At 42.0% G+C, this 20,475-nt stretch carries 19 protein-coding genes; 8 read left to right on the forward strand and 11 right to left on the reverse strand.

What is annotated here, in order from left to right; all coding sequences use genetic code 11:
* The first annotated feature begins 4 nt into the window (after positions 1-4).
* The 5 genes from DF182_RS28750 (at position 5) to DF182_RS28770 (ending at position 5,723) form a co-directional block, all read left to right on the forward strand.
* Entirely contained in the window at positions 5-376 is a 372-nt protein-coding gene (locus DF182_RS28750) for a hypothetical protein (protein ID WP_113619200.1), read from the forward strand.
* 314 nt (positions 377-690) lie between these two features.
* Entirely contained in the window at positions 691-2,439 is a 1,749-nt protein-coding gene (locus DF182_RS28755; protein ID WP_113619201.1) for a type VI secretion system Vgr family protein, read from the forward strand.
* Positions 2,423-3,319, forward strand: coding sequence for a hypothetical protein (locus tag DF182_RS28760; protein ID WP_147243575.1), 897 nt, complete (start codon positions 2,423-2,425; stop codon positions 3,317-3,319). The genes DF182_RS28755 and DF182_RS28760 overlap by 17 nt, the downstream gene beginning before the upstream one ends.
* 26 nt (positions 3,320-3,345) lie before the next feature.
* Entirely contained in the window at positions 3,346-4,824 is a 1,479-nt protein-coding gene (locus tag DF182_RS28765; RefSeq protein ID WP_147243576.1) for a hypothetical protein, read from the forward strand.
* Positions 4,825-4,847: 23 nt separating this feature from the next.
* Entirely contained in the window at positions 4,848-5,723 is an 876-nt protein-coding gene (locus tag DF182_RS28770; RefSeq protein WP_113619204.1) for a hypothetical protein, read from the forward strand.
* A 249-nt stretch (positions 5,724-5,972) separates the two neighbouring features.
* Here the strand turns inward: DF182_RS28770 and DF182_RS28775 are convergent, their stop codons facing one another.
* The 6 genes from DF182_RS28775 to DF182_RS28795 all read right to left on the reverse strand — a co-directional run bounded on the left by DF182_RS28775 (position 5,973) and on the right by DF182_RS28795 (position 12,650).
* Positions 5,973-6,548: a hypothetical protein gene (locus DF182_RS28775; RefSeq protein ID WP_147243577.1), complete on the reverse strand. Its 576-nt coding sequence runs from the start codon at positions 6,546-6,548 to the stop codon at positions 5,973-5,975.
* A gap of 95 nt (positions 6,549-6,643) precedes the next feature.
* The gene (locus DF182_RS28780; protein ID WP_113619206.1) at positions 6,644-8,902 is read right to left on the reverse strand and encodes a ThiF family adenylyltransferase; all 2,259 of its coding nucleotides are present in this window, start codon (positions 8,900-8,902) and stop codon (positions 6,644-6,646) included.
* Positions 8,903-8,911: 9 nt separating this feature from the next.
* Complete coding sequence (locus tag DF182_RS28785) at positions 8,912-10,102, reverse strand: ComEC/Rec2 family competence protein (RefSeq protein ID WP_113619207.1); 1,191 nt, start codon at positions 10,100-10,102, stop codon at positions 8,912-8,914.
* Between the two features lie 1,486 nt (positions 10,103-11,588).
* A complete protein-coding gene (locus DF182_RS32420) occupies positions 11,589-11,747 on the reverse strand; it encodes a hypothetical protein (RefSeq protein ID WP_153260023.1) in 159 nt (52 codons plus the stop codon).
* Positions 11,734-12,204 carry a PIN domain-containing protein gene (locus tag DF182_RS28790; protein WP_113619208.1) on the reverse strand — a complete coding sequence of 157 codons (471 nt, stop codon included), beginning with the start codon at positions 12,202-12,204 and terminating at the stop codon, positions 11,734-11,736. Before DF182_RS28790 ends, DF182_RS32420 begins: the two co-directional genes overlap by 14 nt.
* A gap of 230 nt (positions 12,205-12,434) precedes the next feature.
* Positions 12,435-12,650 carry a SymE family type I addiction module toxin gene (locus DF182_RS28795; RefSeq protein WP_113619209.1) on the reverse strand — a complete coding sequence of 72 codons (216 nt, stop codon included), beginning with the start codon at positions 12,648-12,650 and terminating at the stop codon, positions 12,435-12,437.
* Between the two features lie 199 nt (positions 12,651-12,849).
* Between DF182_RS28795 and DF182_RS28800 the strand changes: the two genes are divergently transcribed.
* Entirely contained in the window at positions 12,850-13,161 is a 312-nt protein-coding gene (locus DF182_RS28800) for a helix-turn-helix domain-containing protein (RefSeq protein ID WP_113619210.1), read from the forward strand.
* A gap of 86 nt (positions 13,162-13,247) precedes the next feature.
* Here DF182_RS28800 and DF182_RS28805 read toward each other — a convergent pair whose 3' ends face one another.
* A complete protein-coding gene (locus DF182_RS28805; RefSeq protein ID WP_113619211.1) occupies positions 13,248-13,460 on the reverse strand; it encodes a hypothetical protein in 213 nt (70 codons plus the stop codon).
* Between the two features lie 50 nt (positions 13,461-13,510).
* Positions 13,511-14,293: a hypothetical protein gene (locus DF182_RS28810; protein WP_113619212.1), complete on the reverse strand. Its 783-nt coding sequence runs from the start codon at positions 14,291-14,293 to the stop codon at positions 13,511-13,513.
* A 140-nt stretch (positions 14,294-14,433) separates the two neighbouring features.
* On the opposite strand from DF182_RS28810, the gene DF182_RS28815 reads away from it, so the two are divergent.
* Entirely contained in the window at positions 14,434-14,646 is a 213-nt protein-coding gene (locus tag DF182_RS28815; protein WP_211327235.1) for a hypothetical protein, read from the forward strand.
* Positions 14,647-14,983: 337 nt separating this feature from the next.
* On the opposite strand, the gene DF182_RS28820 is transcribed toward DF182_RS28815, so the two are convergent.
* The 3 genes from DF182_RS28820 to DF182_RS28830 form a co-directional block, all read right to left on the reverse strand.
* Positions 14,984-15,802 carry an alpha/beta hydrolase gene (locus DF182_RS28820; protein WP_161964307.1) on the reverse strand — a complete coding sequence of 273 codons (819 nt, stop codon included), beginning with the start codon at positions 15,800-15,802 and terminating at the stop codon, positions 14,984-14,986.
* Positions 15,803-16,005: 203 nt separating this feature from the next.
* The gene (locus DF182_RS28825; RefSeq protein WP_113619214.1) at positions 16,006-17,544 is read right to left on the reverse strand and encodes a SulP family inorganic anion transporter; all 1,539 of its coding nucleotides are present in this window, start codon (positions 17,542-17,544) and stop codon (positions 16,006-16,008) included.
* A gap of 245 nt (positions 17,545-17,789) precedes the next feature.
* The gene (locus DF182_RS28830) at positions 17,790-18,683 is read right to left on the reverse strand and encodes an AraC family transcriptional regulator (RefSeq protein ID WP_113619215.1); all 894 of its coding nucleotides are present in this window, start codon (positions 18,681-18,683) and stop codon (positions 17,790-17,792) included.
* Positions 18,684-18,957: 274 nt separating this feature from the next.
* Here DF182_RS28830 and DF182_RS28835 point away from each other — a divergent pair, with 274 nt between their 5' ends.
* Complete coding sequence (locus DF182_RS28835) at positions 18,958-20,433, forward strand: xylulokinase (RefSeq protein ID WP_113619216.1); 1,476 nt, start codon at positions 18,958-18,960, stop codon at positions 20,431-20,433.
* The last annotated feature ends 42 nt before the right edge of the window (positions 20,434-20,475 follow it).

Here is a 20,475-nt window from a genome sequence, read left to right on the forward strand (position 1 = left end):
GATTATGTACCCCTCCTTCATCAACTTTATCGGCACAGAAGCTGCCGGCGGCCGGAAGTTAAAGATCTGCGGCCAGGATTTTACAGCATACAGTTATGACTGGTATATCGACGATGCCATCACGCTGGCAAGCCGCTGGCCGTCGCATCAGGTGACTTACCGCCGGATTCTTCACCTGCGTACATGGATACGGGAAAACTATCAGCATGGCCACGATATACCGTATAAGTACCTCCGCAGTCTGCAAGGTTGCCGGTGTTGGGTGGAAAGCGTTATTCATGCTGAATATAAAGGTGCGGATGAGATGTTTCAGGAAAGTTATAAAGAGCAATTAGCGGGAAATAAAACTATTTTTTCAAAAAGTGGCGCCGGATAATAGGTGGCGCCAACAAATAACAGGAGCGCCAGGAAAAATCCGTATTTATACTTATGAATAGTATGTCATATATGTCTATTGTGTTATGTTAAATATAGCTATCCCTGCCATTTTTTTGAATTACAGGCAATAAGATGCATTAGAAACCAATTTTATACCAATAACATTTTCTTGATTTTAGCTTCGTAGTAATTAAATATCATATGCGATTATTTTCTTAATCGTTTTTTTATAACATAAAGGAGTAAATTAATATTGTTATCAACTACCTGCGGATAGATTTTTAATACATCCATCATTCCTAAAACCCGAAAATGTTACATACTTCCACCACCATATCTATTGCCGGAAAACAGTTCCATCAGTTTATTTCTCTGCGGCTCGAACAAACTTTAGATAAGCATCATTTTTTCGAACTAAAAATTGGTTACGACTGGCTTTTAGATCTAGATATTGGAAAGAATATCTTCTCTGCCAGTAAAGCATTGCTTGGAGAAGAGGTGAATATTGTTACTTACCCGGTAGAACAAAATTCAGCAATGGAACCGATGACTTTCTCTGGTATAATTGCAGCCATCAATTCTGGTAAAGATGATGATGGGATACATGGATATTGTGTTATACATGGATGTAGCCCAACTATTTTAATGCAGAATAACCCGCATATCCAGTGTTTTGAATCTCAAACACTGGCAGATATTGCTCAAAATGCTCTCAAGGTTTGTACTCCCTATACATCTGCTCCGAAAGTAGAACCGGTAACAAGCGATAACCTGAAATACATTGTTCAATATAAAGAATCCAACTTCGATTTTTTGCACCGGCTGGCAAAGCGGTTTGGAGAATGGTTTTTTTATACAGGACAACAGATTGTTTTCGGTAGATATTCAGGTAAAAGGGTAAACCTGGTTCATATGATTGACCTTATACATTTTGATATAGCTCTTAAAATTCAGCCCAATAACCTTGTAATGAATGGGTATGACTATCGTGAGCACCAGGTGGTACAGGATAGTACTTTAAACCAGCCATCGGGTAAAATGGATCTTTATTCGCAGCATGTTCAGGCACTGAGTGAAAAATTATATAGCAGGCCCTCTTTGTACAAAATTACCTATGCATTCACAAGTAATGCAAAAACAGAGCTAAATAGACTGTTAACCCGCCAAAAGAAAGGTACAATTGCCGATATGGTTCATTTAAAGGGAAAAAGCAGAAATACTTCCATTCGTATAGGCGATACCATTGCAATTAAAGAGAATGTATATAGTCAGGAGGATCATGGACAGTTCTTTGTCACCGGCATTACTCACTATTGTAACGGTAATGGTGAGTATTACAATGAATTCAGTGGTATTCCGATAGAGGTGGCGGCCCCCATCGTAGATATTGATGATTACCCTCATTGTGAGGCTCAGAGCGCAAAGGTAATTGACAACCATGATCCCAAAGGTTTAGGTCGTATAAAAGTAAAGTTCAAATGGCAGGAGCAGGGAAGTACCCCATGGCTGCAAATAATATCTCCACATGGAGGAGGTGATAAAGGTTTCTATATGGTACCGGAGAAGGGAGAGGAGGTAATGGTGGGCTTCGAAGGAGGCAATCCTGAACTGCCTTTTGTATTGGGAACAACCTATAATGGGAAGGCCAGAAGTACTTTCGGTAATGCAGGCAACGACCTCAAAGCCTTAAAGACCAGGAGCGGCATTTCTGTTTTGATGAATGATGCCAATGGTAGTGTAACCATTAATGATCCAAGCGGGAACCAGGTAGTGATGCATGGCAATAAACAGATCACGCTGAATGCTCCGGAAAAACTGATTATTAACTCGAAAGACATTGTTATTAACGGTTCCAATTCAATTAAAATTGGCAAAGGGACTAGCCCTACCCATGTTGTAATTGACACATCAGGAAATACGATCAGTATTAAAAGCGATGCTAATAGCATTCATGGTAAAGACAATACCATTACCGGTACCAACAGTAACCAGGTGAATGGACAAAAAAACCATATCAAGGGAGAATCAAAACTCGATGGTGGTAATGTTTTCATCAATTAATGACCTGGATATGTTTGGTAATCATAACTCTGAAAAACAACTTTTCTTCCGTCAACCGTTCTCTGATAAATATACATTAACCATTAAAGCTGATGTACTGGCGGGTTCAGTTCCTATCCAAACTACTACTGAAATAAGGTGGGACCTCCGGGTAAAAAATATTCAGAAGGACCTTATCGAAATAGAGCTGTTGACGCTGGATAACGAATTGCTGGCGACCAATAATCCTGCCCTGAAAGAAATGGCCAGGATGAACCAGGCTTTTGCCAGGATGTATAGTGAAATACATGTTCTTATTGATAAAAGCGGAAAGGTCAAAAAGGTCCTGAATGAAGAGCTGATAAAACGTAAATGGGCCAGCACCAAAGCAGAAATGGAGGCAATTGAAAATCAGGTGGAGGCAGTCAAAGGTATTATTATCATGAATGATGAGATCTTCACCTCACCGGAAAAAATTATTACCGCTGTACAGCATAACGAATTTTTCAGTATTTACTTTCATCAGGTATATGGTAGAAAACTACCCGGTGAAACGTCTGTGGAAACTAAGTGGAACCATTTTCAGCAGGCGCAGATGGACTGGTATTACAGCCTGCGGCCCAATATCACATTACCTGTATTACAGGAACAATCTTCTGTAACGGTTGATATAACCGGTCATCCGGTGACGAGGGTAGACAATAACTGGATCAGGAAGGCTTATGGCGCGTTTCCGAACATAGATACCGGTACAATTAAACCCAGGTTTTCCGAATTGGGGAGGTACAATATTGAACCACAAACCGGCAGGTTAAAAGAAGCTTACCTGTTGAAGGAAGAAATAGCTCATCCGCAATTTATTTCTTCAAAAATAGAATATACAATGAAGGCCGTTGGTTAATTACCTCTAAAAGAATCAGTAAGGTTATGGGAGCAAAGATTATTACGGAGAAAGAGTTCTGGCAATGTAGCGGGGGCCTTATGCCTGCTCCCCTGCAAAGCACCCAACTGGTAAGTAAAAAGAAGGATGGTAATAAATATATTACTATCACAGACAAAAGCACACAGAGCTTTGCCGATTTTGTATGTCGTAAACTAATGCTGCTAATGGCTATTGTAGCAGCTATTGTGGCGATCGCCGTGGTTGCCACCGGTGGCGCTGCGCTGATTGCAATCGGAGCTTTGGCAGGAGCCGCAGGCGCCGCAGTGGGTGCTGTGATGGGAAGCCTGATCTGCGGGCAGAAAGTTGCTATCGTAAGGCAATGGATAGGAGCGAAAAGTAACTTTAAGATTTTAGGAAATCCAACGGTGACAGGAGATCATATGATGCTTTGCCCTATATTTGGAGAACAAATCACTTATGCTCCCCATATCAAGAACTGGTGGCAGGCCATTTCATTAGGCGCAGCCAATTTTATCGGCGGAGTGCTTGAAGGTGCAATGGTGGGTGCTGCTATCGGAGGATCTGTTGCCCTGATAGAAGGCGGAGTCGCTGCGTTAGCAGAAGGGGGAATTGGTGGACTGGGGCGCAGTGCATTACAATTGTTTAAATCCTTACCCGGCAACCTGCTGAAGAATTTCGCAGCCTCCTGGACATCTGGTGTGGGTATAGGACTAAGGGCAACAACAGCCATACAACACACGGCACAAACCTATGGAGAAACCGGTGAAGCGAATGGTGGTGATTTCCTGAAAGGCGTCTTTGGCATGGAAACAGGTACCGGCGAATCTGCCAGGAGGGTTTTTACCGGTCACGGAACAGTGATGGATTTTATTGGCCTGGCATTATGGTTTACGCCAGCCCATAAAGCCGCAGAAGAAGCCCGGAATGGCAAAAACGGAGCAAACGAGGAACGTCCCTCCGGTGAAGAAACGAATATTGATGAAACTGGCCGTAATAGTCATACAGAACCGGAAAGTGAAATTACAGGTAACGATGGAGAGGCATTTGAAGATCCCGTCCCACTTGATAATGCCATTGTAGGAGATATTGGAGAACAAGCAGTAGTTGATAGATTAATTGCAGATGGCTATATAGAGATTTTACAAATACAGAATAATTCAGGGCATGGAGTGGATATTATAGGCAGAAATCCTACTAACGGAAATGTCAAAGCAATAGAAGTAAAGGCCAATTCTTCCAGATTAAATGAGGCACAAAAAAGAGGTGGGGAATGGTTTGTAGAAGATCGATTGGAAAGAGCTGCCAATGGAAGGCGAGGGTATGGGGTTCCTCCTAATCCTCCTGAATTGCCTGGCAATGCAATACGTGCTCAACAATGGATTGAAGATGCTCCTCAAGTTGATTATGAGGTTCATCGTGTACCTGTTGATAGATTCAACGGTACCGTAGGACAATCTGATGTGACTCCGTGGGAGCCCGAACCCAATGAGCCTAATGAGTAATGATAAATGATAAATAGTATTTTATGTCCATAATAAATCAGAAGATACAGGAAGTCACTAATGAGCTTAAAGCATGGTTAGATAAACCGAATGCGGAGAATTTACATTTTCATGAACCAACAGCAGAATTGCAGACTGTTCTTACAGAGCCCAAGGTTAGGAAAAGTATAATGGTGGCAATTAAAAACATAAATACCTGGTATGGGATTAATTATGTTTATCAAGGGTTGGCAGACAATGCAATTTCTAAGCAAAATGAATATTTTGTAAGTAGCTATTATGTTGCCAGTATCGCAAATGCCTTTGCGCTGGGTTATCCGGCGAATCCTCCAAAGCTGCAATTCACTGTTATAACAAAGTTCCTTGCTAATACTTTACAGGCAAAATGGTACGATAAGAGCAATGAACTTATTAATATGATAAATAAGTGGCTCCCTACCAAATTCTTAAATGGAGGTCTCGATTTTGCAAAAGCTTCCTGGTTCATTTTGACAATTGCCAACAAATGCTTTGATATCAAAGTTGATTACTCTGCTTATAGAATTCCGAAAACGCTCGGTATTTATGATGAGATACTTACGAAGTGGGATACTTCAGATCTAAAAGAAGTAGATCGTCTTATAAATGTAATGTGTGATTATCATATTAACGAAGCTGGATTTAATGAAGAAACACCTAATGAATTTAGTTTGGAAGAAGAGTTTGTATATACCTATGAGATCGCTGCATGGTTGTCGGTTCGTGAAAAAATCGGGTTAAAAAATCCGGAAATATTCTCTCATCCGATAGCCCAGCTGATTATCAACAAGCTGCCAATACAAGCACTTCCCTTTCATCCTATCCCTTCATTTGATACACTTTTACAGAAACTCAAACATGAATTTCCGGATGAGCAATAAAATGAAGTGTCAGGAGTTTCTAAATTATAGATGTGGGCATAGCAGAACAAAAAATAGAAAAGGTAGTTGAAAAATTACAAACATGGTTTAATTGACTTAATATAACAGCATTTTCAATGTCAGGAACCACTGGACGAAATTGAGCGTGTATCTCATTTAGCTAAAGTGCCTAAAGTATAATAGCTACTACTTGATCTGACAGTACAGGAAATTTTGTATGGTTAAATAAAACTCTTTTTTGAGCGATTTTCAATGATGTAGGTATTGTTCAAAAAGTACCTTTGCATAATTTCTTCCAAGCATTTCAGTTAAAGGCTTGCTCAATAGTAATAATAATAGGTAAGATATTCCTAGACCTAGACTTAAATTAAATCCCGTTGTATTGATATTTATATTCCGGAAAAAATATAAATTGAATATACAGACTAAGAAAGCAACTATAGATCCTCCCAGGAGATTTCTAATAAAACCGTATTCATAATTATGCTGAAGTAGCAGCTCGTTTCCTCTTGTGCTATTTCGCATTTGGGAGACCGCGTAGATAATTTGCTTTCTGGATTTGTCGATATTTTTAGCTTCATCTCTCGCAGATGGTAGGTCTATATTGAAATCATTTTTTAATTTATCTCTAATTGCCTTCTTCATACTTGGACTCAATGTGGTGTCACTTGGTAATAAGAAATTGGTAGTAGGCATTTCGTTTTCGTTTTTGAAAAATAGCGTTTGGAAAATTGCTTTACCTAATAGGCGATTGATGAATGCAAAGAACCACACGATTGCAACGCCGACAGTCATTCGCATAATTACGTTTACAATAAACATCATTTCAGTGTTATTTGACAGAAGTAGTAGTACCAATGCCGGTATGAATGTCAGCAGGGCTGGAAATAGTTTTGCATACCTGTTATATTTATTGAACATCATAAAAAAATAAAAGGTAATAAATTTGTTTTTGTTACGATAAGAGAAAGGGTTGGAATTGGAGATAGACGGTTTAATGGAAGCAGTTCGTTTACAGTGTCGATGTCTCGTTGACTCAGTTGGTTAAGGTTCATTGGATGTGTATGCCATTCTCCAATATATCCAATCATTCCTCCCGTTCTCTCCTTTATTAGGTCTACTTTTGCTTTTAGCCCATTTTTACTTCTGATAAAAGAACTAGGTGATCCTTTACTTTTGGGTGGCGCATTCCAGACATCATATATGTGAATTGTCTGCGTCTTATAGTTACAAACACCTATTAAAATGCCTCCTGTTTCATTAGGGCTGTTTTGTTTGCATTGGGAAAGTAGACGGTCTTTTAAGCCCGCCATCATTCTTACTTCCCAACCACTCCCCGAGCAGCACTGATGAATACTAAAAGGAGGTACGGTTTCATGTTTTGAAAGGGTTTCAGGTATACCCGCATTAGATATTGTCTGGATGTATAATAACCCATTTTCTTGGATATTTACTCTTTCACTTTCAGAATGTAAAACTTTTGAGAATATAGCAGCATGGGATGAAATTGAGTCGTCTGCTGTTACAACAGTAGTCGAGCTACACCCAAGCCCAATTTCGAGAGTTTGTATATCTCGCACAGCATCATTTCTTCTCCACTTTTCGAGGAAGGGGTATTTTAATGCTCTGAAATGGGCGAGGTTTGCTAGGTCATCTACTCTTGGATTGCGTGATTCTCCTTCAATATATAGTAAGCCAATTTTTCCCTCATCAACCAATTCACACTTAGCAATGTTTATTTGTTGTTCGAAGTCTTTTTGAACCAACCAGTTTCGGACGTTTAGTGATGCAGTGGAATCTACAAGCCATGAATAATTATTGAAATCCGATGTATTGAGGAAATGTGCAGGTGCAGAGTAAGATTTAATTGATTTTTCCTGGGTGAATTCGAACATCTTATCTAACTCTACTTCCAAAGATTGAGATTTTATTTTCCCTATATGGTCAATGAGTAGGCTGTGTCTGGTTATATTATGTTCTAGAAGTATGTCATAATCACAAATGCCTATGTGTGCGCATCCACTTCTTGCGTGGTGAAGAATGATTTTGGATCCTAAAGAACCTCCGCCAATGAATAATATTTTCTGATTGTATTTTTCTCCAGACACTTTCGCCGCGGTAGTGGAAGTAAACGGCTCATTCTGACTTAATGATTCAACCTTGCTTAACATGTGAGGGATGTCTTTTGCGTCCCGGGTTAACAGAAGTCCGAAATTTATGAATTCATAACAGCTGCTAAAGCCTATCAATTTTCGTGGTCTTTTTATCGCATGAATGATAGGGATTATTGATGTCTCTATGGGAAATTGATCACGAAGTGTCTCTACTATTGGGCAGATATCAATATCATATTTCTTAAAGTATTCAATAAGCTCTGTATAGGATTCTGGAAGATTTGTTTCGTAATTAGCAAATATCTTATCCGAAGGGTGCCAAACTAAAATCGATAAAATGGATTTAGTGTTGTTGGCTTGTGTTGCTCCGAAATGTCTAATTAGTTCAAGAATGGTATTAACCGTTACGAGATGTACAGGTACCTTTGTTTTTAGGGTTAATCCTGTTTGAAGATGGTTGGGGCTAAGTTCTGTTTGTGTAATAAAACATGCGAAGGCGCCGCCAGGGAAAAAAGCATTTTTGCTGCTTACCGTTTCAGCCATTTGGTCGTAGCGATAAATGTGAAACCCACCACATTTTTCAATACGCATAGGATCAAACTCCTCACCGTCTTCGGCCAGCAACCCATTCGCAGCCTTAAAGAACCATTCGTCAATTACCTCTAGAAATGTTTCAATTGGTCTTTCTGCGAACCATTCATCCATGTTTCCTCTCACAAGACATAGTTTCGCTGCAGGGTCCTCGGTCCCTGATATGTATAAATGTGGAATTCTATCTTTGGGAAAATCCTTTCTGTCACTGGATACTCTAGGTGAGTTGTGCGGATAATGTTGAATGTTTATTCTAATTAAAATCGGCTCAACTTCCCTTATATCTATTCCGCCAACGGTACCGTTAGGCGGAATAGATACATTGATGTTGATTGGTACTGCTATCGTATGAGGATTCAGCGATAGTACTTTTAATTGCTCCAAGCAATAGAACTGTTGAATGGCACCAACTGCATTTTGTACCTGCAGAGGAAGATCTCCAGCATATTCTATAAGATTCTCACTGTATAGCATTACGAGAGTTTAGCCTTGAGTAATTGAGCGACCAGCGGCACCAGCTCCACCGGCAGCCGTAATTGAGCTGCCACTGGATACCTTTGGAGCTTTTGAAGGACCATTTTCAGTGATGACGAAGATAATTGGCTCAGGCTTACTGGAATTTGGATGATTCGCAGTATTTAAAAAATCTGAATCCTTATCCAGTTTATCTAGGTACTGTTCTTTGGCTTTGTAATGAGGAGGATTGTCGTCATTATTTTCAATTAATTTGGAAGAAGCAACGACTTTTCCGCCTTTCCTACGGTAGCCAAGAAATTCAATGGAAGTGGGGGCTGGATCGGGGTTCTTGTCCTGTGGGCACTCGTTGAAGAACGTCCAGGAGCAATGGTGAGGTGCAATCAGAATGTCCCAATCGAGAGCTCGTTGGTTAACATCATTTTTGTATTTTTTGGTTTTCTCCAATATAGTTGCCCATGCTTTGTGGTCGGCATCACCACCAAACATAGCCAAAGTCGAGAAGTTGGTGTCAGTAGCTCGAGCTTTGAAACGCGCTTGGAATACAACACTAACTCGATTTTTATCTACTTCATCATCAGTTAGATGTTGTTGGTAGGGGCTGTGAATAAAGATAGAAAACGTTTGAAGATCACGTTCATTGAATCTGCTTACAACATCCCCTGGTACTCTTCTTACAAGATCGAGATCATCAAGCTTTTCATTTGCATCATAACCAATAATTACAATTCTATTTCCAGGTAGGTCCTTCGCAGCATCTTTGTCTTTATGAAGCTTAATGCGGCGTTTTGCTTCTCGATTGAAGCAGCGTTCGTCATCATTAGTAGCAGTACCCATTACCATTGGAGAAAACCACAATACGTCAATCAGAATTTCTCCTTGGTCTTTATGCTTTTGTTTGTATGCTTTTGGGTCACCCTGATAAAAATTCTTCTCGAATCCATGTATGTGATCATCATCACCATGAGTTAGAATAAAGATGTCTGTGTATGGTACCCCATCAATGTCATTGACCTTTCTTCGTTTCAGTGTATTGAGTAAATCCTTCTTTACATCATACTGCGATGGGTCACTGTCATCCATACTGCTGTCTCTAATGTTACAGTCCACCATAATGTTGGTAGTAATACCATTTTCTTCAATTGTAATCAGGGATTGATCACCGTTGTCTACTGGGTAGTTTTTGATTTGATTGCCCATTGGCGAAAGAGAATTTGGTCGGCATGTATTTCAGCTAATGCCGTGAAACCAGAGACGGTTCCCTGGAGTTTTAAATAATAAAATACCATTCTCTAAAAAGGCCAGATTGCAATCTCATCGTTCAATTTTATTTGCCGGCTATAAAAATAGATTTGGCAAAATGAATTTTACGTATATTTTTGCGTCTCAAACCTAAAATCAGTAAGATGTTTCATCCTTTAAGGATGGGATGGTTGGAGAGCCATTTTCCTACTGAAGTTAAAAGCTCCGGTTGCTGAAATCAGCCGGAGGCTTTTGTTTTTTTTAAAGAACAATTTCTAGGTTTCAAATGTTACGCCAACCTCCGCCATTATTTCTCCTTTGCTAAAAAAATTACCATTTTCCCCTCAGTGAATGACGCATTGTGCCCTTCGTATAGCTAAAATGTCAAATTTACTTGCAAATGAATGACAAAAGTTTGCTTGTTTAAGTAATAATGTCAGTTGTTGCTGTCAGTTTGGTTATTTTCATCAGTTATAATGGCAGAGTTTTGTCAATATTTGACAAGTCGTAGTAAACTAAAAAAATTAGCTATTTTCTGAGTTTGATACTGAACAGGGGTAAAAGGTCTCGCTACGGCGCCAGTCGGCAAAAAACAGCGCCAGGCTCCGCTGCGCTCCGCCTGTCACAGTTTTTGCGCTCCTGTCACCTTCGCTCGGGTAGCTCTCGGCCTGGCTTAGCTGTTTTTATAAGAGGGCTGTTTCTTTGGCCGCCATTCCTTCGCTACCCACTTTGTCCGCCCCCCGCCCGCCACCCCCGGCCTTTCATTTTTGATTTTGCCGTCCGCTCCGCTCCCGGCCAGACATAGGTCGAAGGCGCGGCCTGCTGCGGCTCGCCCTCGCTTGGCCCTTCCGCTACGCTCCAGGGCCTGCGCTCTGGCTACCGCCGCAGCGGCCGGGGGTGGAAGGGCGGCGGGGGCGGGGCGACAGTAATTCTATTTACCGGAGATTATAGCACTGGAGGATAGAACTATGATCAAGCAACCAACGGGAGAACCAAGCGCGCGAACACCAGCATTTGTACCTTGATCGGCATTGTACTATCGCGCGGCGTCCGGGATGGTGGATGATGGGGGCAACAGTTGAATATAGGCTCAACAGCATCACTTTAACCAGCGAAACAGCATGGGCTCAACTTCTGTTACCCATCATCTACCATCCCGGACGTTTACCGTTTGCTCTAGTATTATTTTGTCAATTATTCTTTCACTGTAGCTACTGATTGCCTCTCCGAAAAGCAGTCCATTCGCGGCAGCCTCCGGACCGCAGCGGTTCCCCCTGTGGATCGGCTCCAGCCTGCACCGTCGCATAGCATCCCCGTCGCCTGGATAAGCAGATGATCATAATGAAAACAGAAGCCAACCGGCACAACAAATATTGTTGATCTGCCATGCCGGCAAGCCTTTACTACTACTGATGTGAATTTGGGAAAAGGAAGGTGGGGAGGGTTAATGCTTTTTTAGGGCTTTTTGTTCCAGGTGAAATTTTTCCCTGGCTTCTTTCAGGTCTTTCAACAATAAATCAGGATGGCCCCAGTATTTCAGGCTTAATTCTTCCCTGATTTTTCTTACTTCAGCCACTGCGTCATACTTTTTACTTTTTTTCATGGTCATTTGGCTTTAAGATTTCGCGCGGGGTCCTGATTTCTATTAACCGGTACCCCATACGCAAATTTATGGAATTATACAGTTTAATCCGATCAAGATTTACAATATGTTTAAAGTTCCAACTGGCAAGGATATCAGCGCCGTGTAGCGTTGCAAGCGCAATATGCAGCGCATCGTTGTAACATTTGTTACTCAAAGCGCCTTCCGCAATGTATGTTTCCGCCAATTTTATCGCTTTAGGATGGCCTTTGATCTCAACCTTATAACGGTTCGGGATTTCAGCTAATTTGGCCTTCACTTCGGCTTTAGCAGGGGCCAGTTCTATCATTACTACATCAGACAAAACTAGCTTTTTTATACCCCGCCTGAACTCATTAAGCAGCGCATTGCTATGTTCTTTAAATTCATTATCAAAACAGCCTCCAATTACTGAGGTGTCAGTATAAACATGAATCATAAAAATGGTTGGAGAGGTTAAAAACAATGTTGCATCCCCGGTCTGTATTCTATTGGGGGTAACTGTTGTTAGAATACGGCTTTCAATGCCAGACTAAGCTGGTGCCTTGCGGTGTTTCATTAGATATGGTTTTGGGTTAACTATTAGTTGCCGGGTGTCCTGCGGGCGGCGGTTCATGATACGGTCCGCCCTCAGTCACCTGGTGCTCTGGTGGAAGTCGAGTCCTATTTTTACCAGTATGGTTTTTCTGGCGGTGCTTTACTGGTTACTTTGATCACCAGCTTTTGTTTTTCAATAGAAACAGATATGCTATCGCCGATATCAAAGCCGGCTTTTTGTAACCACAGGCCGGACAAGTTTAACCACGGCACTTTTACGTATTCGCAGAGCCGTTCCGAACTTTTATAATGCAGTTTGGCTTTTCGTTCTTTTGGTCGGTTTTTCATGATGTTGATTAATTTCTACAAATATAGTTAAAATGTAGATAATAGTAAACTTATAATGTAGCGTTTTGTAGCTTTTTAGGTCATTTTATTGTCATTAAAAGTAGATGATTGTCTACTTTTGGGGCTGTGCGTGTTCCTACTGGTTCAGCCACTTCATATTAAATTTTAAATCAGTAGTTTAGCGCGAAAATCATCCATTATGACGTTTGGTGAAAAAGTTACCATTGCAAGGAAGCAAAAGAAGTTAACACAGACCGAGCTGGCAGATGCGACTGGCACGTCCAGAGATATTATTGGAAAGTATGAACGTGATGAATCGAAACCATCAATTGAAATAGCAGCGAGAATTGCGGAAGTCCTGGATAGTTCATTGGACTTTTTGATAAGAGATATTACCCCCGAAGATGCACTAGCTAAAAAGATCAAACAACTTTCCCCTATCAATAAGGAATATGTGATGGCTGTAATTGAAGCATTTGAAGCTAAAGAGAAATTACAGGGTAAAAGATAAAGGCTCCCGCTTGCGCGAAAGCCTTTACACCAAACAAATCCGAAAGGTAACCACACCTATGGCCGGAAGCTATTTAATGGGGTGGCCTAGCCACCTTCTTCTTTTTGAACTGCTGCCTGACTCACGCCGCTCATAACCGTACCGGCAACAGCCAGGTAACCGGCTACTTTGACAATGATTGCCGGAATCGCCGGAACACCCATCAGGGCTCCGCTAACCACAGTCAGGATTAAACCTATATTGCGCACCCTACTGAAAAAAGGTGGCGTTGATGCTGTGAGACGTTCTGTAAATCTCATATGCTCATTTTTGAGGTTAAGAAATCGGGCCATAACAGGCCCGGGATTCGTTATGCACTACCACCGCCAGGAGACGCCGGCATACCTGAAATATCCACCAGAGCCAGGGCATTGTAAAGGCCGTTTTTCAGGCTATATAGTGCCCCATTGACCTGCTGATAGAATTCTACGCCCAGTATGAGGAACAGCGGCTTAGTGCTGTTTGCTGTTACATTAACAGCCAGATTCATAACTGTCGTAGGCGTAGCATCGATGGGTAACTCTGTGCTGGCAGCACTGCTGTTGACGAACGTTTCCGCCTCGAAATCAATCTCCGCACCGGCAACCTGGACTTTGAAATGCGTGGACCCGGCGGGGCTGGCCAGCATGTTGACCGGAATAAATGCCGGTATATCTACTTTCAGCGTTCCTGCAGTACGATCAATGGCCGTAGTAAATGGAGCGTACAGCGTTCCTCCCAGGCGCCCATTGGAATTAAATTCAAAGCCTTTGAGCAGTTCCGCCTCTCCGTCGATGACATTCCGCTTGCCGCGCACATTGGTGGCATCCGCCTGGATCACCTTTACCATTTCACGGGTCAGGCGAGAGGACATATAGCTGTCGCTGATGTTCATCAACATGGCCCGGAAGGCTGTACGAAGCAGTTTGCCGGCTTTGCCTGCGCGTCCGAATTCCGCGCCGTTTTCACGGGTACGTACAAACGCTGGATCAGTTGCGATACGGCTGGCATCCACACCACCTTTCTCACGTGCCAGATGCCCGGCTTTCGTTTTATAAAAGGTGATGTTGCCGATTGTTCCTTTCAGGGGAATGATTCCGCTTTGTCTTGCCATATAGAAACAATTTTGAACAATAAATAAGGCTTTTGCATAGCCAAGCCTGTTAGGCTTACATCTGCGCAGGATGTAGTAAATTTGGTTAACCACACCAAACTAAGCCGGCATTTTTATTCAACAAAATTTCCATTCCGATTATGCCGTTTACGCAGAAAATAGTACCCAACCGCATATTGATCTATGCAAAAGACGTTATGAATATCACTGGTAGGAGTGAGCGGACGGCCAGGAAGATCCTGCAACAGATCAGGCAAGCGAAGGGAAAGAAGAAGGGTGATATGATAACGGTGGTGGAGTTCTGTCAGTTCACCGGTATAGATCAGCAGCAGGTGGCTGACTTCCTACTGTAGCTCAACACCCGGTCCGATCCGTATCAAAACCGTGTATACGTTACCGTTTCAGTATGAAAATATATTTTGTTCCCGTTTGTACTGATTTAGCAAGGCTTTTCGTATCTTTGTATGACTTGTAAAGTTCTTTCAAACCCTTACAAAATAAGCTATTTCAGAAGGATACAAATTCGGATACAGTAGCTTCAAAATCCTTGAAAAGTGGCGCTAATAGGCCTTTGATATAGTCCCAGCGGGATCACAGACAAGTTTCAAACCTCGCGCTAGTCGCGGGGTTTTGTTTTTTAGTCGAGTTCCTGTTGCTTTACAACAGCAGCATTCAATGATTTCATATCTGTCAGTGGCTGATTCGTTGCCTGAAAATAAATCGCAAAGCGTCATAATAGGCTTTTATGGGTTCTGTCATATGTGTGTCTTCGGGATAGCAAACATACTTATGGTCTAAACCTGCTATCTTTCTTTGGGTTATTATAGAGTCGAATTTTAAAAGATCGGTATGGAAGGTAGATTTGTCATCTGACATTCCTTCGTTCGCATCACTGTAAAAGATCATTTTGTTTATACCCCGATCATTTTTTAGCTTTTTATCAGCGAGGCTAAGTAAATATCCCTTATCCCACCAAAAGGATGGGCTTATCGCTATATAAGCCCCGAACATATCCGGCTGCGTTAACAGGCAATTGATCGTGGTGATACCGCCGAATGAATGTCCTGCAAAAATTTTAAAAGATTGTGTTTTGTAGTGCGCGTCAACATAAGGGATCAGTTCAGTACCAATGAACTGCAAAAAAATATTGCCGCCTCCGCTTGACTTAAACCGGGAGTGTGAGCTGGTATCAGGCTTTCCGTCATAATCAATAATACTATTGGTTGGGGTAAGGTCCCTTGTGCGGTTTGTGTTGGGAATGCCGACTATAATCATTTCGGGTACGACATTTACATCCCGGCGGCTAAGATACCGGCAATATTCTGCAACCAGGCTAAAATGATTGTCCCCGTCAAGTACGTATAATACCGGGTAATGCTTATCGGGCAGCAAGGTATCTGCAGGCGGTACATAAATATAAACTTTCCGGTCTTCACCCAGCACCTTAGACGAAAGTTTGATGATATCTGCCGATATGGGTTTAAATGCCGGGTCGGTTTGGGCAACCAAGCAATTGGGAATTAACAGGATAAAAAAAACATATACTATGTTATCCCCCCCAATGACGTTTTAAATAGCTGCTGTACTTCATGCGAATAAAGGGTTAAAGTATATTGATAAGTTTGTGCTTATGCAAATCAGTTATGAAAACGACAATAGCCTGGAATATAATTGACGCTTGCGTGAACCGGATCCAGCTACAAAAAAATATATCACATTTTATCCGAGGCAACCCTATAAAAAGGGTCTTCTATTATATTTACCTCAATGACAGATTCGGCATTCTTCAGTAATGCCCTGCAATCGGCGCTTAGATGGCGTAGGTGTAATTTTTTCCCCGCCTTTGCATAGCGTTCGGTTAGTTTATTTAATGCTTCAATACCACTCATGTCTGCAACTCTGCTTTCTTTAAAATCAATAACTACATCTGCGGGATCTCCGATAACATCAAATTTCTCGTTGAATGTAGTAACCGATCCAAAAAATAGAGGTCCGTATATCTCGTAATGTTTTACTCCTTGTTCATCCAGATATTTTTTTGCCCGGATTCGTTTGGCGCTTTCCCAGGCGAAAACTAATGCAGATATGATTACTCCAATCAATACTGCTAATGCCAGGTTATGCAGCAAAATAGTTATGAGAGCGACAAGCATTCCTACAAACACGTCCTGCTTGGGCATTTTATTGATAATACGGAAACTTCCCCATTCAAAGGTGCCTATTGCTACCATAATCATCACACCTGTAAGGGCTGCCATGGGAACGCGTTCGATTATTGGCGCACCAAATAGTATAATTATTAGTATTGTAAGGGAGGCAATTATACCGGATAATCTGGCTCTGGCTCCGGCTGATAAATTGACCAGTGTTTGGGCGATCATCGGGCAACCGCCCATTCCAAAGAAAAACCCATTTGCAATATTAGCCGTGCCTTGTGCAATGCACTCCCTATTACCATTCCCTTTAGTTCCTGTCATTTCATCCACGAGATTTACTGTCAGCAAACCTTCGGTTAACCCAACACAAGCCATAACTAAGGCATAAGGGAAAATAACTCCTAAGGTTTCCAGCTTAATTGGAATCATTGGTATGTGGAAGGGAGGGAAGCCACCACTTACTGATGCAATATCCTTAACTGTTTTGGTGTCAATATTCAATCCCCATACAAGTAAGAAAACAACAAGGATAGCAACGAGGGATGGAGGTATCGCCTTGGTCACTTTCGGTAACAGTATCACTATTGCTATAGTCAACAATACCAAACCTCCCATAATAAATAGCGGTGTACCGTTAAGCCATACGCTTTGACCATTAACAACTGTTTTAAACTGCTCCAACTGTGCCATAAATATAATTACTGCAAGTCCGTTTACGAACCCATACATCACCGGCTGAGGAACAAGTCTTACAAATTTTCCCAACTTGAATAAACCTATTAGAATCTGTATCACTCCCGCCAAAGCGACTGCTGCAAACACGTATTCGATGCCATGTGATTTCATTAAGGCAATCAACACAACAACAGTAGCCCCCGCACCACCTGATATTAAACCAGGTCTGCCACCAAAAACAGAAGTAACTAACCCCATTATAAAAGCCGCATATAAGCCAACTAATGGTGGAAAACCAGCAAAAATGGCAAAAGATAATGATTCAGGCATCATGGTCATCGCCACTGTTAAGCCTGCCAGGACCTCGTTCTTGTAATTGACTTTCTGTTTAAAATCAAATAAATTAAGGTAAGCCTTCATTTACTGATGGTTTATTTATAAAAGAGAATGATGCGGATAGATAAAATGAACAGTCATACTACACCCAAAAAACGAGGTGTAGCCTACAGGAAGCGCCTGTTAGTCATGGTGGAGTAACTGTTGATGATGTATTTTTTCTATTCATTTTGGTCGCGAAGGTAGGATATAATTTTTCTTTTGGCAAAATGACCTGCTGGTTCAAATCTCTTTTCTCCTAGTCACCAGACCCAGAAAGATTGCAGTCTCTATTTTTCGGATAATATTCTATAATCGTGATCCACCACAAACTGGACCGACTGATGTTTTACCATCTTCCTGAATGTTGAGGGGTTAATAGATTTATATTTCAGGAATTGTTTATTAAAATTTGCGAGCGTATTGAAGCCACTTTCGAAACATATCTCGATCACGCTTTTGTTGGTATCTTTCAGAAGGTTGCAGGCATATCCTATCCTGATTTCGTTCAGATAATCAATATAGGTCTTTTTGGTACTCCTGCGGAAATATTTACTAAATGCAGCTATGCTCATGTTTACGACCTTCGACACCTCGCGGAGACTGATTTTATTCCGGAAATTATTGTTGGTATATTGAAGTATCAGATCGATTTCTTCCTGTTTTATACGGTAATCAGTGTTTGGCGTCTGTGAGGATAAGGTTATATAATCTCCTGATTCAGCCATTAGGTTCAGGCATTGAAAGAGGTTGATGATGCGTGCAAAGCGCTGCTGATGTTCCAGCTCCCGGATAATACCGGCCATTTTCTCTCTATAGCTATTGGGTATCTTCAGCCCCAGTGCTGCATCCATAAAAAGATTCCTTATATACGCCCCCTCTGGTAAATTAATCAGATCGTTTCCCCAAAAGCCTTCGAGAAATTGAATCACTACTGCGCTGGTAATCACATTCCCTGATTTCTGAAAGGTATGGGGCAGGTTTGACCCAAGGAAGAAGATGTCTCCCTGTTCAAAATCCCCGATATAATCCCCGATAAAAGCCGTTCCTCTGCCTTCCAGGATCAAAATAAGTTCATATTCATTATGCTGATGCCATGGAACTTCAAAGTTGGGCGTGCGATAAGTTCTGGCAACAAAGGACGTACTCTCTGACAATGTAAGTTTCTCAATTAGCGGCTTCACGATATTAAATATTATAATGTATTACCTGAAATCTGTGGTTGCTAAGATATGAATTCTCAGCAGCCCGGTTGACCGGATTTTTATTGTCAGAGTATATAATAGTTTATGTTTCTCAGATAATAGGAGTAGTGGCGGGGGATGCTGTCACGTACCTTTATTGAATCATAATGTTTATCGGATAACGCCTGTCTTTAGCAGATGTTGGATAATGACGTCTGCACTGGTATCAGGCTGTCCGGTATTTTTTACCTAATGAAATTCAAAATTGACAGTTATGTATTTTATTGGTTACGATATTGGTTCCTCCTCCATAAAAGCTGCATTACTTGATGCGGATAGTGGCAGATGTATAGCATCTGCCATCAGTCCTTCCAGGGAGATGGCCATACAGGTACCCTATAAAGGATGGGCAGAGCAGGAGCCGGAAAGCTGGTGGCGGGAAATAATCGCCGCCACAGATTTACTAAGGCAACAGGTCCGGATTGATTCCTCCGCCATTGGCGGTATCGGCATTGCCTATCAGATGCATGGGCTGGTATGTGTAGATAAACAGCAGCAGGTACTGCGCCCGGCCATTATCTGGTGCGACAGTCGTGCCGTGCATATAGGCAATAGGGCGTTCAACGCATTGGGAAAACAATATTGCCTCGACCATCTGCTCAATTCCCCTGGAAATTTTACGGCTTCCAAATTGCGATGGATATATGAAAATGAACCACATATCTATGAACGCATTGATAAAGTCATGCTGCCTGGAGATTTCATTGCCATGAAGCTTACGGGCGATATACGTACAACTGTTTCGGGTCTTTCAGAAGGGGTCTTATGGGATTTCAAAGCCAATGCCATCAGCAGGAAACTACTGGACTATTATAATATAGATGAAAGCCTGGTACCTGCGATAGTGCCTGCCTTCGGGGTACAAGGGGTGCTTACTGCTGCCGCTGCAGAGGCGCTACAACTGACAACAGGCATCCCCGTTACTTACCGTGCAGGTGATCAGCCCAACAATGCTTTGTCGCTCAACGTGCTGAAACCAGGGGAAGCCGCAGCTACAGCGGGCACTTCAGGCGTAGTGTATGCTGTGCACGATAAACATGCATCTGACTTGCAAAGCCGTGTTAACACCTTCGTACACGTCAGCAATGATGAACAGCATCTCCGTGACGGCGTGTTGATGTGCCTCAACGGGACAGGGATCGCCAACAGCTGGTTGAAAAACATACTGGGTGATATTGATTACGCTGCTATGAACAGTGAAGCTGCTGCATGCACACCTGGTGCAGATGGTCTGCTGGTATATCCGTTTGGTAACGGTGCAGAGAGGATACTGGGCAGCAGGCATATAGGCGCTTCCGTCAGATACCTGGATTTCAACAGGCATGGCCGGAGACAACTGTTGCGGGCTGTGCAGGAAGGGATCGTTTTTGGCGTTAACTATGGATTAGAGATCATGTCAGCTATGGATCTTAAAATTCATCGGGTGAGAGCAGGCAATGCCAATATGTTTCTCAGTCCGCTATTCCGTGAAATATTTGCCAATACGGCCAACACTGTGATCGAACTGTATAATACCGACGGCGCGCAGGGAGCGGCGCGAGGAGCAGCTATAGGAGCGGGGTATGTGAACATGGAAGAAGCATTCCGGGGAATGGAGCGCCTGATGGTCGTTGAACCGGAAGCAGCCCTTCAGGTACAGTACCGTGATGTCTATGATAAATGGCTCACAGAGTTACGTTCAAAATTATAATACCGTTCATATGTACAATATATCATTTTAAAATCCACCTTT

The sequence above is a fragment of the Chitinophaga flava genome, assembly GCF_003308995.1.
Classification (GTDB): Bacteria; Bacteroidota; Bacteroidia; order Chitinophagales; family Chitinophagaceae; genus Chitinophaga; species Chitinophaga flava.